We start from the raw sequence: 14,922 nt of genomic DNA on the forward strand, positions 1-14,922 counted from the left end.
GCACTCCTCGCGTCAGGCCTTGGAGCGTAGCCACCGGCCCTGACGTGTCCCACGCCCCCAACCTGGCGCGAGGAGTGACTGCGTTCCGCGAGCCTACGGCTGGGATTGCGGCGCGAAGCACGCGTCGGTCAGCTGCGTGGACCAGAGCTGTCCCGCCTCGGTGTCGTCATACGCGCTGAAGTACACCCGCGAGCCCAGCCGGAAGTACTCACGAGGGTAGGACGAGGTCGAGAGGGCCGTGTTCGCGATGTCCCGCAGCTTGCGCGTGCCGGACGGCGTGCCGTTGCTCACCCACGGCTCGATGCCACCTCCGTCGGCCTCGTAGGCGCTGAAGAAGACCAGGTCGTCCGACACGGCATACACGGGCGAGGCGTACTCGTCCGAGAGGCTCAGCGGCCGGCGCAGCCGCACCGTTCCGCCCGCGGTGCCATCCGTCACCCAGAGCTGCGAGTCGCGCGGCGCGGGGCCATTGCTGCCGATGATGACGGAGAAGAACAGCTTCGAGCCTCCCGGGGGGATGCTGACGCTGTCGATGGAGGGGAACGCCTCGCCCAGCGAGGTGTAGTCATTGGGCAGGCTGACCACGGACGTCGGGGTGCCGCCCGCCAGAGGCACCTGGTAGAGGACCATGTACTGCGTCGTCAGGGACGTGGTGGTGACATAGACGGTCGACCCCAGCGCGCCCAGCAGGCGCACGTCCCGGGTGGCGCCGAAGGACGCCAGGCGCAGCGTGCCGCCCGACGTGCCGTCCGTCTTCCACAGCTCCTGGAGCCCCGAGTCCTGACGCAGGATGAAGAGCGTGAGCCCATCCTGGGTCCGCGCGTCCTTGATGAAGGCATTGGGCCCCGACGTGAGCCGCTTGACCTGGACGGTGCCCGCCGACGTGCCGTCCGTCTTCCAGAGGCTGGTGCCGCCGGACAAGTCCCGCACGAAGAAGCGCAGCGTGTTGTTCGCCGCGCCGGACAGGTAGCTCACCTCCGCGTCCGCGCCGAAGTCACGCACGCGTGACGTGCCGCCAGCCGAGCCATCCGACGCCCACAGCTCGTAGCGCACGCGCGTGGAGCCCGACTCGTAGCGCTCCAGGAAGAACACCACCGAGCCGCTGCCGGTGGCCGTCATGTGCGTCGGATACGAGCTGGCCGTCCCCGGCGTCAGGTCCTCCACCATGCGGGTGCCGCCCGAGGTGCCGTCGCTCACCCACAGCTCCGTGCCGTGCACGACGTCCGCCGCCCGGAAGAACAGCAGGGACGAGGTGGGCGTGAGCCCCCCGAGCGGCGGCGTGAAGTTCCCCTCCGTCGCGGGGAGGCTCTTGATTTCAGTGGTCCCCGCCGCGGCGCCGTTGCTGCGCCACAGCGCCCGCTTCCCATCCTCGTAGTTCACCGCGAAGTGCAGCTGGCCCTTGAAGCGCACGAAGTCACTGGGGCTCGCCGCGTAGCGCGGAATCCCGATGTCCGAGGGCGGGAGGATGGTCTTCACACGCTGGGTGGAATCCTCCGTCGGCAGGCAATAGGAACCATCCAACCGCTCCTCTGCCTCCTCGGCGGGGGCGGGCACCTCCTCCCCGGGAAGCGCACCGCCACAACCCGCCCCCAACACCAGCAACGACGACACCATCCACCCACCACGCCACGACATGCTGCCCCCTACTGAAGAGACTGGGAGGGAGGGTGTGTCGTGTCATTCCCCGTGCAAAGTGCCCCCAGGACCTACCCTGCTCGCCTGCCTGGACTGACAAGGCGTGTGGTGGGACATGTGCACCGGTTCGGTCTCGTGAGATGTGCCAGGGCGTTCAGCGCATCCCGCGGCCTCTCTAAGCTCGTGGCTCCGTCCAGGGAGCGTGATGCCCATGAAGGTCCACGAGCGGCCGCGCAACACCACGCACCACGCCGAAGCACACAAGCCTCGCGCCACCGCTGGCGACAGCCTGGAGTCTGCCTCGGGCGCACGCCAACGCACGCTGCAGCGGATGTTGGACCACCGGCCCGCGGTCCAGTCGCTGCTCCAGCGACAGCGCGACGCGGACCAGGGCTCGCGCGCGAGGACGTCGACCGCGCGGACCGGCGGCGTGGTCCAGCGCTTCACCGAGGAGGCGGGCTATCGCATCTCCGCGAACCGCGCGTTCGCGCTGCCCGCCGAGAACGAAACGCAGCGGTTCTTCGCCACGCCCGCCCTCATCGAGCGGTCCAACCGCATCCTCGAGGCGATGGGCTCGCGCGTGAGGCTCCTCGCTGGAGACGACGCCCCCGAAGCACTGGCGGGAATGCAGTCCGTGACGCCCAGGGCGGTCGTCGCCGAGCAGCCCCTCTTCGACGTCCACGAGTGCATCGATGTGGCGGACCGCGTGACGAACTCGGGGCAGACCCACGCCCTCTACCAGGGCCCCGATGACGCCGACCTGGCCTTGCGCAGACAGAACCCCTACCCGGGGGCCGTCGGGGAGCTCAACCTCATCGCCCGGGAACTGACGAACCAGGAGGCGCCCACCCCTCAGGGTGTCGTCGCCGCCCAGGAAGCGCGCTTCGGAGAGGACGACTTGGAATCATTCCGCTTCACCTACGGGGACGGCCTCGAGGTCGAGACCAGCTCGCTGCAAGAGGCCTCCACGCTGCTGGAGGACGCCATCCCCAGCCAACCGCTGCGCCGGGCCTTGCTCAAGAACATCATGAAGGACCGGTATGAGTACCAGCCAGGCTTCCAGCAGTTCGCCGTGGAGGTGCTCACCCCGCTCATCCAGGCGGGCCATGTCGGGGAGGAGCTCGAGACCCAGGCGGGCTGGGCCACCCGGCTCGCCCAGCACCTCGATGCCCGATTGGCGGACGACAGGAACGCCACGACGACGGCCTACCGGGAACTGCCCGAGCAGACGATGAGCGAGAGGAGCCGACGGATTGGCGTCAACGCCCACGCACGTCCCGAGGTCGGAGAGTCCTACGCCATCGTCGGCACCCGCGAGCGCACCGCCGAGGACCCGCAGCAACTCTGGAGCTTCCACTTCGCGGCGGTGATCGCACGCGACGGCGAGGACAGCCTCACGCTCGAGAACTTCAACCGGGAGGATGACGCCGAGGGAACCTCACGGTGGTACTTCGACATGCAGGGCCCCGAGGCCCAGTCCTTCCACGCGAAGCACCAGGCCACCGTCGCGGGCGCGCTCACGCTGCGGATGGGCGCCCCCGCGACCGAGGAGCTCCGGGCGCAGGCCCTGGACCGGCTGCCCGAAGGCACCTCCGAGGAGCTCACCGCGCGAATCCAGGAGGCCCGGACGCGCGCGGAGCTCGCCGCCCTCCTCGCGGACGCGACAGGCACAGCGGACTCGGACACCACCGGCGAAACGTGACGCACCACCTCGTCACCGCTGAAACGGGTTTCGAAGGAATCTTTCCGCCGTCGTTCGTACAACGGTGGCCATGAATGAAGCCGTGTAACACACCGCATCCAATGTCTTGGATTGGTCCGGTTCACCCGACCCGTGACACATCCAAGCACCATAAGTAGAAACCACTACGACGGAATGAATGACTTTCCGTCGTGTTTCTGGCAGAGTCCCGAGACGTCGCCGAGCAGTGAGCCAGGATTCCGAGACCAGGGGGGTCGCGCGGTTTTCACGCGATAGGAATTGCCACGACGGCATGGATTGCCGCAACCCCCTCCAGCTGAATGTGTCACCCGACGTGCGGGGTGCTCCCTGGGGACTGGGAGCACGCCGCGCGTAGCAGGGCTCTTGCCTCGTGAGTCGGGGCGGAGTCGACGAACCCGCAGAGGGAGGAGTCGTCCATGCCGGCAGCTCTCAGTTATCCGGGCGTCTATATCGAGGAGATTCCCAGTGGGGTCCGCACCATCACCGGGGTGCCCACGTCGATTACCGCCTTCGTCGGACGCGCGCTGCGCGGGCCGGTGAACGAGCCGGTGGTCTGCAACGGCTACGGTGACTTCGAGCGGAGCTTCGGAGGTCTGTGGGAGGACGGAGCGATGAGCTTCGCCGTCCGCGACTTCTTCCTCAATGGAGGCGGCCAGGCCGTCGTGGTCCGCCTGGACAACGGCTCGGAGACCGCGGACCTGAGCATCACCACCACCGAAGGCCCGCTGGTGCTGGAGGCGGCGAGCCCCGGCGCCTGGGGCGGCAAGCTCAGCGTGGTGGTGGACCACAACACCAAGAAGACGGGCGTTCCGGCCGTCGACGACCTGCTCTTCAACCTGACCGTCACCGACACGGGCACCCAGGTGACGGAGAAGTTCATCAACCTCTCCATCGACGCGGCCAGCGCGCGCTACTACCCGACGGTGCTCGCGCAGGGCTCCACGCTCCTACGGGTGAGGACCCTGCCCGCCACCGCGGCCCGGCCTCCGGCGGGCACCTACACGCCCGCCGCGGCCGACGCGGGCACCAACGGCAGCGCGCTCACCCGCACCCACTTCACCCAGGCCGCGGGCCTGCGCGCGGACAAGAAGGGGCTGTTCGCGCTGGAGAAGGTGGATGTCTTCAACCTGCTGTGCATCGCGCCCCACACGCTGGACGGCGACATCGAGCCGGAGCTGGCCACGGACGCGGCGGCCTACTGCGAGGAGCGCCGCGCCATCTTCATCGCCGACCCGCCGGCGGCCTGGGACAGCGTGGCGGACGCCGTCTCCGGCTTCAACGCCAGCAGCCTGCGCAGCAAGAACGCGGCGCTCTACTTCCCCCGGCTGGTGCAGGCCAACCCCCTGCGGGAGGGCCAGCTGGACACCTTCGCGCCCTGCGGCGCGGTGGCCGGCGTCATCGCCCGCACGGACACCCAGCGCGGCGTGTGGAAGGCCCCCGCGGGCCTGGACGCGCTGCTCACCGGCGTGCCCAAGCTGAGCGTGCCGCTCACGGACCCGGAGAACGGCCAGCTCAACCCGCTGGGCGTCAACTGCCTGCGCTCGCTGCCGGCCGCGGGCCGGGTGGTGTGGGGCGCGCGCACCACGCGCGGCAACGATTTGCTCGCCGACGAGTGGAAGTACCTGCCGGTGCGCCGGCTGGCGCTCAACATCGAGGAGAGCCTCTTCCGGGGCCTCCAGTGGGTGGTGTTCGAGCCCAACGACGAGCCGTTGTGGGCGCAGATCCGCCTCAACGTGGGCGCCTTCATGCAGAACCTCTTCCGGCAGGGCGCCTTCCAGGGCCAGACGCCGCGGGACGCGTACTTCGTCAAGTGCGACAAGGAGACGACGACGCAGAACGACATCAACCTCGGCGTGGTGAACATCGTCGTGGGCTTCGCGCCGCTCAAGCCGGCCGAGTTCGTGGTCCTCAAGCTCCAGCAGATGGCCGGCCAGGTCGCGGCGTAAAGGGAGACCCATTCCATGGCTCAGTTCAGCGTCAACGCGCAGCGTTTCGACCCGTACAAGAACTTCAAGTTCCGGGTGAAGTGGGATGGCCGCTACGTGGCGGGCATCAGCAAGGTGGGCGCGCTCAAGCGCACCACGGAGGTGGTGAAGCACCGCGAGGGCGGCGACCCCAGCAGCAGCCGCAAGTCCCCGGGCCGCAGCGAGTACGAGGCCATTACGCTGGAGCGCGGCGTCACCCACGACACCGAGTTCGAGCGCTGGGCGAACAAGGTCTGGAACTACGGCTCCGGGCTGGGCGCCGAGGTGTCCCTCAAGGACTTCAGGAAGGACATCATCCTGGAGGTCTACAACGAGGCCGGACAGCTGGCCATCTCCTACAAGCTCTACCGCTGCTGGGTGTCGGAGTACCAGGCGATGCCGGACCTGGACGCCAACGCCAACGCGGTGGCCATCCAGACGCTGAAGCTGGAGAACGAGGGCTGGGAGCGTGACTACGACGTCACCGAGCCCACGGAGCCCACCTTCAACGAGCCCAATCCCTGACGCACCGAGGCCCCATGCGCTCGCTGACGGCTTCGGAGCTGCTGGGCGCGTGGGAGGCGGGCTACCCGCACCCGTCCGCGGGGCGCGCGCTCGCGCTGCTGGGCGCGGCCTTCCCGGAGCGGAGCCTGGGCGAGCTGGCGCGGCTGCCGGTGGGGGCCCGGGACGCGCTGCTGCTGTCGTTGCGGGAGGGGACGTTCGGCGGGGCCATCTGGGGGCTGGTGGCGTGTCCGCGGTGCGCAGAGCAGGTGGAGCTGGCGTTCGAGGTGGGGGACATCCGCGTCCCCACGGCGGCGGCGCCGGAGGTGCTGGAGGTGGAGCGGGCGGGCCACGTGGTGCGGTTCCGGCTTCCGGACAGTCGGGACCTGGCGGCGCTGGCGGCGGGGCGGGAGCCGGCGGGGCCCGGGCAGATGCTGGCGCGGTGCGTGGTGGAGGCCCGTCGAGAGGGGGCGCGCGTGGAGGTGCGGGAGCTGCCGGAGGACGTGGTGGGTGCCATCAGCTCGGCGATGGAGGCCGCGGATCCGCAGGCCCGCGTGGAGCTGGCCACGACGTGTCCCGGCTGTGGCCATGGCTGGGCGGCGGGGTTCGACATCGCGGAGTTCCTGTGGCGCGAGGTGGAGGCGTGGGCGCAGCGGCTGCTGCGTGACGTGCACACGCTGGCGAGCCTGTATGGCTGGTCCGAGGAGCACATCCTCGCGATGAGCCCCTGGAAGCGGCAGCGCTACCTGGAGCTGGTGGGGCGATGAGCGACTACTTGAGCCATCTGGTGGCCCGGCAGGTCCGTCCCACGGAGGGAGTCCGGCCTCGGAGTGCGTCGTACTTCGCGCCCGAGGCGCGGGGCGTGGTGAGGGAGTTGGAGGAGACGTCAGGTGAAGCATCGCGTGCCCCGCTCGGCCAGGTCCGGCCTCACCGCGAACCTTGGAGCGCGGTGGGCCAGGTGCTCGCCGAGCCCCTGGGCACGCAGGCCCCCAGGTCCGGAGAGGCTCGGGACGGGGTGGGTCCGCTGCTCGGCGAGCCTCGGAGCCGTGGAGGCCCTGGCGTCGGTGAGGGGCAATTCGGACGCGGGCCCGAATCGACGGAGGCCGCGTCGAGGGGTGAGAGCTCCCGTGAGCGCGCGGAGGCCCTGGTGAGCGAGGGCCCCGCGCGACACCCCGGTCCGCGCGTGTCGACGGCTTCGGCCCTGGGCCCGCGCGCCGATGAGGGACGGGCCTCGGATTCGAGGGACCGCGACACCGCGACGGGACTCGGGCAGTCGTCATGGAGCGCGGCGGGCACGCCACACGAGGGGCGCAAAGACGAGGCTCGGCATCAGCCGGGGTCCGCGTGGAACAGCGCGGACGGTGCCTTCACGCGTGAGCCTCGTACGAGGACACCGGGTGCCGAGGGCGCCTTCACGCACGCACGCACGTCAGGGGAGGCGGGCGTCGCCCCGCGTGCAGGGACGTCTGGGGAGTCAGGCGTCGTCCCGCGTGCGAGGACGTCGGGGCACGGGGGCCTTGCCTCGCGTGCGAGGTCGGCGCCGGGCGCGGAGGAGACCGACGCCGGGTCACCGCTCGCCCACTCGACGGAGCATTCCGACGGTTCGGCGGCGTCCCCGTCTCGTCACGCGCGGCGAGCCGGGGAGCTCACGCCTCGCACGGAGCACGAGTCCTCGCGCGGCGAGGGGAGCATCATGCCTCGGGATGAGCCACTTCGCGCGGCACCTGGCGCGCACGAGGCGACTCGCGGGGGCATCACGGCCCTGGGGTTGTCCGTCGCGCTGGAGACGACGCGGGGCCTGGCGCGCGATTCGCTCGCGGAGGAGCAGGACCGCACGATGCGCCCCGCATCACCCGTTCGTCAGGCGCGCGCGCTCGCCGCGGCGCTCGAATCGGGCGAGGGCGACAGGGCGCGAGGCGGACAGGAGCCCCGCGCCACACCGCCCTCCTTGACGCAGGCACCGGAGGCCCCGGTCATCAACGTCACCATCGGTCGCATCGAGGTGCGCGCGGTGGCGCCCGCCGCGCCTCCTCGGGGCGTACCCGCGCGCCCCTCTGCGTCTCCGTCGCTGGAGGACTACCTCGCGCGCCGCAACGGAGGGGGCCGATGAACCGCCTCCCTCGCCGGACGATGGCCGCGCGCCACGCATTGTGCCTCGCACCGCGACGGGCGGCCTCACGCTGCGCGCACCCGACCTCATCCACGCGTCATGCATCACGGGGGTCGTCCGGGCAGGCGAAGAGTCATTTCCTACGACCCGGGATGGCCGCACGCCATGCATCACGCCTCGCGCCTCGCCTGGGAGGTGGACGATGAGCAACTCGCTCTCCATCGCGACGGTGACGGCGACGCTGCGCACCCTCCTGTTCAACCACCTCCAGGTGGACACGCCGGACGTCACCGTCACCACGCTGCCTCCGGACAAGGCCCGCGCCCGGGACGCCACGCACCACCAGCTCAACCTCTTCCTCTTCCAGGTCGGTCACGACGCCGCGCTCCGCAACACGACCTTCCCGCCCCACGTGAAGCCCGGCGAGTCGGGCCTCCCGCCCCTCGCGCTGCGGCTCACGTACCTGCTCACGCCCTACGCCCCGTCCGATGACGACGTGGAGAGCCACAAGCTGCTCGGCAAGGCGATGAGCGTCCTCCACGACCATCCGCTGCTCGGGTCCGAGGAGCTCCGCGTCGCCGTCCCCGGCAACGACCTCCACCGTCAGGCCGAGCGCGTGCGCATCACCTCGGAGCCGCTCTCCCTGGAGGAGCTCTCCAAGCTCTGGACCATGTTCCAGACGCAGTACCGGGTCTCCGTCGTCTACCAGGTCTCCGTCGTCCTCATCGAGAGCACCCGTCCGCGCGCCACGCCGCTCCCCGTGCTGCGTCCCGTCCTCTCCGTCCAGCCGGACACCCTGCCCCCCTTCCCCCTGCTCGAGGCCATCACGCCTCCACAGCAGCAGGCCAGCGCGCGCCTGGGGGACGTGCTCGTGCTCACCGGCCACCACCTCGCGGGCAACACCGTGGGCGTGCGCTTCCAGCATCCGCTCTGGACCACGCCGGTGACACGTCCCGCCGCCGACGTCACCGCCGCGCGGCTCACCACCTCCATCCCGAATGACGCGGTCAACTGGCCCGCGGGCACCTACGCCGTGTCCGTCATCGTCACCGACACGAACGGCGTCGAGCACGCCTCTCCCGCCCTGCCGCTCACGCTCGCCCCGCGCATCCTCTCGCTCGCGCCCTCGCCCGTGCCGCGCGGCCCCGATGGCGAAATCACGCTCACCGCCACCTTCGGCCCGCACGTCCGTCCGGACCAGCGCGTGTCCCTGCTCCTCGGTGGCCAGGAACTCCCCGCGCCCGAGCGCGTCGCCGCCGTGGACAACCTCACCTTCACCGGACGCGGGTTCAACGCAGGCGACCACCACGTCCGGCTGCGCGTGGACGGCGTGGACTCGCTCCTCATCGACCGGAGCCAGACCCCGCCCGTGTTCGACCCCACCCAGCGGGTGAGCGTCACATGAGCACCTCCGCGCCGACCACCTGGCAGGAGGCCAACCAGCGTCAGCTCACCGCCGCGCTCGCGGTGGTGCGCGCGCGGCTGCTCCAGCAGGTGCGCGCGACGGGCGATGAGTCCCTCCCCGCCGAGGGGAGCGACATCGACGCCGCCCTGGCCGCGCTCGCGCAGGCGGGCTCCGCGATGCCGGCCCCGTCCGCGCTGGAGAACCTGTGCGAGACCTTCCAGCTCTCCCCCTTCGAGCGCGACATCCTGCTGTGCTGCGCGAGCGTGGAGCTGGGCACCGGCTTCGGGGCGCTGTTCGCCGCCGTGAACCGGGACCCGCGGCGCCCCTGGCCCACGTTCGGCCTGGCCCTGTCGATGTTGCCGGACGCGCACTGGAGCGCCCTCACCCCCGTGGCCGCCCTGCGCCGCTGGGAGCTGCTCACCCTCGCGCCGGAAGACGGCCTCACCACCAGCCCCCTGCGCATCGACGAGCGCGTCCTCCACTACCTCACCGGCCTGTCGTACCTGGACCGCCGGCTCCAGGAGTTCGTCTCGCCCGTCCCCGCGCAGGCCCCGCCGCCGCCCTCGCACCAGGAGCTCGCCGAGCGGATGTACCGACTCTGGGAGCGCGAGGCGAGCGCCGCCGTCATCCAGCTGTGCGGCGTGGAGTCCGAAGGCGCGCGCGCCATCGCCAGCACGGCCTGCGCGGCCCTGGGGCTGCAGCTCCACGTCGCGCGCGCGAGCCAGCTCCCCCTCGGCGCCGAGGAGCGAGGGATGCTCGCCCGGCTCTGGGAGCGCGAGGCCCTGCTGATTGGCAGCGGCCTGCTCATCGAGTGTGACGACGGCACCAGCGCCGAGTCGCTCCGCGCCGCGAGCGCCTTCGCCGAGCAGGTGCAGGGCATGGTCATCCTCGCCGCGCGCGAGCCCATGCGCCTGAGAGGCCGCGCGTCGCTGCCGCTGGAGGTGAAGCGGCCCACGCGGGTCGAACAGCAGGCGCTGTGGACCGGAGCGCTCGGCCCCGAGGGTGTCCCGCTCAACGGCGCGCTGGAGCGAATCACCCAGCAGTTCGACCTGCCCCTGCACGCCATCCGCGCCGCCAGCCTGGAGGTGCGCGAGCAAGGCCCCTTCGACGACGAGGGCGCGCTGGGCGCGGCCCTCTGGAACGCCTGCCGCGTGCAGTCGCGTCCCCGGCTGGAGGACCTGGCGCGCAGGCTGGAGCCGACCGCGGGCTGGGAGGACCTGGTGCTCCCGCCGGACAAGAAGGCCATCCTCAAGGAGATCGCCGCCGCCGTGCGCCAGCGCACGCGCGTGTACGAGACGTGGGGCTTCGCCTCCAAGGGCGCGCGCGGCCTGGGCATCAGCGCCCTGTTCGCCGGCGCCAGCGGCACCGGCAAGACGATGGCCGCGGAGGTGCTCGCGCTGGAGCTGGGCCTGGACGTCTACCGCATCGACCTGAGCCAGGTGGTCAGCAAGTACATCGGCGAGACGGAGAAGAACCTGCGCCGCGTGTTCGACGCCGCGCAGGAGGGCGGCGCCATCCTCCTGTTCGACGAGGCCGACGCCCTGTTCGGCAAGCGCTCGGAGGTCCGCGACAGCCACGACCGCTACGCCAACATCGAGGTGAGCTACCTGCTCCAGCAGATGGAGTCGTACGGGGGCCTGGCCATCCTCACCACCAACATGAAGGACGCGCTGGACACGGCCTTCCTGCGCCGGCTGCGCTTCGTGTTGCAGTTCCCCTTCCCGGACGCCGCCCAGCGCGCGGACATCTGGCGGCGCATGTTCCCCGCCGCCACGCCGACGGAAGGCCTGGACGTCGCGCGCCTGGCCCGGCTCAGCGTCACCGGCGGCAACATCCGCACCATCGCCCTCAACGCCGCGTTCCTGGCCGCCGACGCCAACGAGCCGGTGCGGATGGCCCACCTCCAGCGCGCGGTGCGCTCGGAGTTCAGCAAGCTCGACAAGCCCTTGGCGGAGGCCGAGGTCTCGGGGTGGACATGACGACGCCACGACACATCTGCCTGCACATCGACGAGCTGGTGCTCCACGGCGTCCCCGCCTCCCACCGCGAGCAGGTGGGCGAGGCCGTGCGCGTGGAGCTGACGCGCCTGCTCACCGAGCGGGGCCTGCCCCAGGGCCTGTCCGGCGCCGTGCCGCGCGTGGACGCGGGCGCCATCCACACGAGGCCCCACGCCGCGCCCCAGTCGCTGGGCGTCCAGGTGGCGCAGGCGGTGTACGCGGGCCTGGGCCAGGGAGGACCGACGCGATGAGCTCGTTCCCTCGCACCCCGCGCACGCAGCGCGGCGCCATCGTCGGGTTGGACCCGTTCAACCCCGTCGCGAGCCTGGTGGTGTTCCAATACAACCCGGACACCATGACGCGCACGCTGACGCCCCAGATGTCGGGCGAAGGCGGGGACCGCACGGAGGCGCTCAGGCTCAAGGGCGCGCCCGTGGAGAACATCCGCGTGGAGGTGGAGATAGACGCCACGGACCAGCTCGCCCAGGGGGACGCGCTGGCCGGCAGCGTGGGCATCTACCCGCAGCTGTCCTCGCTGGAGATGCTCGTCTACCCCAAGTCCGCGCAGGTCATCCTCAACGCCGTGCTGATGCAGGTGGGCACGCTGGAGGTCGTCCCCGCCACCGCGCCCTTGACGCTCTTCGTCTGGGGCCCCAAGCGCGTGCTGCCGGTGAAGCTCACCGAGTTCACCATCACCGAGGAAGCCTTCGACCCGAACCTCAACCCCATCCGCGCCAAGGTGTCCCTGGGGCTGCGCGTGCTCTCGTACAACGATTTGCCCCTCACGCACCCCGGCTACGCCCTCTTCCTCACGCACCAGGTCGTCAAGGAAGCCCTGGCCGTCGTCGGCAGCGTCTCCGGCGTGGCCAACGCCTCGCTGCCTCGCTGAAGCCCCTTCGTCACCCGGGAGTCACCATGCTCGACCCCACCAGCCGCTACGCGAATCTCGAGACCGCCACCCTCACGCTGCCCGACGGGCGCGTGGCGGCCTACAAGCGCCGCCGCTTCATCCCCGCGGGCAACGCGCTCAAGGTCCTGGCCGAGGTCACCGTCACCGAGGGAGACCGGCTGGACCTGCTCACCCACCGGACGCTGGGAGACCCGGAGCACTTCTGGCGCGTGTGCGACGCCAACGACACGCTCAACCCCTTCGAGCTGATGCGGGAGACGGGCTCCGTGGTGCGTATCGCCATGCCGGAGTTCTGAGCGCGCGATGAGCCTGCTGGGAATCCATCTCACCTTGCTGGTGGGCCCCACGGTGGCGGTGCCCGCGCCCGCGTCGTTCATGGAGGCCCTCCAGAACGTGGAGGTCACCCACAACGACGAGGGCCGCTCGGGCTTCCAGCTCACCTTCGGCGTGGGCCGGGCGGGGGCCATGGACCTGCTCGACTACGGGCTGGTGGGCCACCCGCTGCTCAAGCCCATGAACCGGGTGGTGCTGCTGGTGACGTTCAACGTGGTGCCGCAGGTGCTCTTCGACGGCATCATCACCCACCGCACGCTCACGCCCTCCCATCAGCCGGGCGCCTCCACGCTCACCCTCACCGGCGAGGACATCAGCGTGGCCATGGACCTGGAGCAGAAGGTCCACGAGCACCCCGCGCAGGTGGAGTCCATCATCATCGCGCAGCTGGTGCTGGGCTACGCGAAGTACGGCCTGGTGCCGGTCATCATCCCGCCGCCCACGCTGGACGTGCCGCTGCCCATCTACCGCACGCCCGTCTTCCGAGGCACCGACTACGCCTACCTGCAGGAGATGGCCAGCCGCTACGGCTACGTCTTCCACGTCACCCCCGGCCCCGCGCCGCTGATGAACACCGCGTACTGGGGCCCGCCCAACCGGCTGGGCATCCCCCAGCGGGCGCTCTCGGTGAACCTGGGCGCGCAGACCAACGTGGACTCGCTCGACTTCCAGTACAACGCGCTGGCGCCCACCACGGTGAAGGGCCAGGCCATCGTCTTCGGCCGCGCGCTGCCGGTGCAGACCTTCGCCAGCCTCCGCGTCCCGCCGCTGGCGAGCCAGCCCGCGCTGCTCACCCAGTCCAGCGTGCGCACGTCGCTGCTGGAGGACGTACCGGACGGCGCGGGCTACCTGGCCGCGTTCGCCCGGGCGCAGGGGCAGACGGACGCCTCCACGGACCAGGTGCTCACGGGCTCCGGGGAGCTGGACGCCACGCGCTACGGCGACGTGCTGCGTCCCCGGGGGCTCGTCGGCGTGCGCGGCGCGGGCTTCCAGCACGACGGCTTCTTCTACGTGCGCAACGTCACCCACTCCATCCGCCCCGGTGAGTACAAGCAGCGCTTCACCCTCACGCGCGAGGGTGCCGGGGCGCTCACTCCGGTGGTGCCGCCATGAGCTCCTACTTCGGGAAGTACCGCGGCGAGGTCGTCAACAACATCGACCCCTTGATGATGGGCCGCGTGCAGGTGAAGGTGCCCACCGTCCTGGGCGACAGCCAGCTGGGCTGGGCCATGCCGTGCATGCCGTACGGCGGCAGCGGCAAGGGCTTCTTCGCGGTGCCCGCGGTGGGCGCCAAGGTCTGGGTGGAGTTCGAGCGCGGGGACTTGAACTACCCCATCGTCGCCGGCTGCTTCTGGGGCGAGGGCGAGGCGCCCGCCACGCCGGGCCTGCCCACCACCAAGGTGTGGAAGACGGACGCCGTCACCGTGAAGCTCGATGACCTGCCGGGCGCGGGGGGCTTGAGCATCGAGGTGAGCCCGCCCGCGGTGCCCATGCCGCTGAAGGCGACCTTCACGGCGGCCGGCATCGAAATCAACCACGGGGGCACGGCCAAGGTGGTGCTCAGCGCCACCGGCATCGAGCTGTCGTTCGGCGCCGCCAACATCAAGCTCGGCCCCACGGGCGTCAACGTCAACAACGGCGCGCTGGAGGTCATCTAGCCATGGGAGCCTTCGTCGTCCACGTCGGAGCCACGGTGATGTGTCCGCACGGGGGCCAGGTGCAGACGATGCCCGGCAACCCGCGCGTGAAGGTGGGCGGGCAGTTCGTCGCCACCATGGCGGACCAGTACCTGGTGACGGGCTGCACCTTCCCGCCACAGAGCGGAGGGCCGTGCGTGCAGGTGAAGTGGATGGTGCCCTCGGTGCGCGTGCGCGCGGGGGGCCAGTTCGTCATCCTGCAGAACAGCGTGGGGATGTCCCTGGGGGCCGCGCCCCTGGGGCCGCCGCAGGTGGTGATGACGCAGGTCCGCGTGAGGGGGACCTGAGCCATGCACATCGCCTTCCCCTATCGCCTGGATGGACGGGGCCGCACGGCGGACGCGGACCTGGACACGCACGTGCGGCACCTCATCGAGCAGGTGCTCTTCACCTCGCCCGGTGAGCGCGTCAACCGGCCCACCTTCGGCACGGGCCTGGGGCAGCTCGTCTTCGCGCCCAACAGCTCGGAGCTGGCCACCGCCACGCAGTTCCTGGTGCAGGGCGCGCTCCAGCAGTGGCTGGGGGACCTCATCCAGGTGGAGGCGGTGGAGACGCACAGCGAGGAGGCCGCCCTCCAGGTGACGGTGCGCTACGTGGTGCGCCGCACCCAGCAGCGCCAGACGGCGCAGTTCTCACGGGAGCTCTGA

Annotated in this window: 15 protein-coding genes; 14 read left to right on the forward strand and 1 reads right to left on the reverse strand. The window is 70.9% G+C overall.

Features of this window, described 5'->3' with window-relative positions; translation table 11 throughout:
* Positions 1-93: 93 nt before the first annotated feature.
* Positions 94-1,635 carry an ELWxxDGT repeat protein gene (locus tag OWM54_RS07340; protein WP_267697009.1) on the reverse strand — a complete coding sequence of 514 codons (1,542 nt, stop codon included), beginning with the start codon at positions 1,633-1,635 and terminating at the stop codon, positions 94-96.
* A 211-nt stretch (positions 1,636-1,846) separates the two neighbouring features.
* Between OWM54_RS07340 and OWM54_RS07345 the strand changes: the two genes are divergently transcribed.
* The 14 genes from OWM54_RS07345 (at position 1,847) to OWM54_RS07410 (ending at position 14,922) form a co-directional block, all read left to right on the forward strand.
* Positions 1,847-3,337 carry a hypothetical protein gene (locus OWM54_RS07345; RefSeq protein ID WP_267697010.1) on the forward strand — a complete coding sequence of 497 codons (1,491 nt, stop codon included), beginning with the start codon at positions 1,847-1,849 and terminating at the stop codon, positions 3,335-3,337.
* Positions 3,338-3,774: 437 nt separating this feature from the next.
* Complete coding sequence (locus tag OWM54_RS07350; RefSeq protein WP_267697011.1) at positions 3,775-5,304, forward strand: phage tail sheath family protein; 1,530 nt, start codon at positions 3,775-3,777, stop codon at positions 5,302-5,304.
* Positions 5,305-5,319: 15 nt separating this feature from the next.
* Positions 5,320-5,847 (forward strand): phage tail protein, encoded by a 528-nt coding sequence (locus tag OWM54_RS07355; RefSeq protein WP_046712457.1) that lies wholly within the window; start codon positions 5,320-5,322, stop codon positions 5,845-5,847.
* A gap of 14 nt (positions 5,848-5,861) precedes the next feature.
* Positions 5,862-6,590, forward strand: coding sequence for a hypothetical protein (locus tag OWM54_RS07360; RefSeq protein ID WP_267697012.1), 729 nt, complete (start codon positions 5,862-5,864; stop codon positions 6,588-6,590).
* A gap of 926 nt (positions 6,591-7,516) precedes the next feature.
* Positions 7,517-7,933 (forward strand): hypothetical protein, encoded by a 417-nt coding sequence (locus OWM54_RS07365; protein WP_267697013.1) that lies wholly within the window; start codon positions 7,517-7,519, stop codon positions 7,931-7,933.
* A gap of 202 nt (positions 7,934-8,135) precedes the next feature.
* Positions 8,136-9,338, forward strand: coding sequence for a DUF4255 domain-containing protein (locus tag OWM54_RS07370; RefSeq protein WP_223751504.1), 1,203 nt, complete (start codon positions 8,136-8,138; stop codon positions 9,336-9,338).
* Positions 9,335-11,317, forward strand: coding sequence for an ATP-binding protein (locus OWM54_RS07375; RefSeq protein ID WP_267697014.1), 1,983 nt, complete (start codon positions 9,335-9,337; stop codon positions 11,315-11,317). The genes OWM54_RS07370 and OWM54_RS07375 overlap by 4 nt, the downstream gene beginning before the upstream one ends.
* A complete protein-coding gene (locus OWM54_RS07380) occupies positions 11,314-11,586 on the forward strand; it encodes a hypothetical protein (RefSeq protein WP_141328751.1) in 273 nt (90 codons plus the stop codon). The genes OWM54_RS07375 and OWM54_RS07380 overlap by 4 nt, the downstream gene beginning before the upstream one ends.
* Positions 11,583-12,224, forward strand: a complete 642-nt coding sequence (locus tag OWM54_RS07385) for a hypothetical protein (protein WP_223751502.1) — start codon at positions 11,583-11,585, stop codon at positions 12,222-12,224. The genes OWM54_RS07380 and OWM54_RS07385 overlap by 4 nt, the downstream gene beginning before the upstream one ends.
* Before the next feature lie 26 nt (positions 12,225-12,250).
* Complete coding sequence (locus tag OWM54_RS07390; RefSeq protein WP_046712450.1) at positions 12,251-12,541, forward strand: hypothetical protein; 291 nt, start codon at positions 12,251-12,253, stop codon at positions 12,539-12,541.
* A gap of 7 nt (positions 12,542-12,548) precedes the next feature.
* Entirely contained in the window at positions 12,549-13,691 is a 1,143-nt protein-coding gene (locus OWM54_RS07395; protein WP_267697015.1) for a hypothetical protein, read from the forward strand.
* On the forward strand, positions 13,688-14,236 hold the full coding sequence (locus OWM54_RS07400; RefSeq protein ID WP_141328757.1) for a phage baseplate assembly protein V: 549 nt from the start codon (positions 13,688-13,690) through the stop codon (positions 14,234-14,236). The genes OWM54_RS07395 and OWM54_RS07400 overlap by 4 nt, the downstream gene beginning before the upstream one ends.
* Before the next feature lie 2 nt (positions 14,237-14,238).
* Positions 14,239-14,562 carry a hypothetical protein gene (locus OWM54_RS07405; RefSeq protein WP_267697016.1) on the forward strand — a complete coding sequence of 108 codons (324 nt, stop codon included), beginning with the start codon at positions 14,239-14,241 and terminating at the stop codon, positions 14,560-14,562.
* Positions 14,563-14,565: 3 nt separating this feature from the next.
* Positions 14,566-14,922: a GPW/gp25 family protein gene (locus OWM54_RS07410; RefSeq protein WP_223751500.1), complete on the forward strand. Its 357-nt coding sequence runs from the start codon at positions 14,566-14,568 to the stop codon at positions 14,920-14,922.

The organism is Myxococcus sp. MISCRS1 (assembly GCF_026626605.1).
Taxonomy (GTDB): Bacteria; Myxococcota; Myxococcia; order Myxococcales; family Myxococcaceae; genus Myxococcus; species Myxococcus fulvus.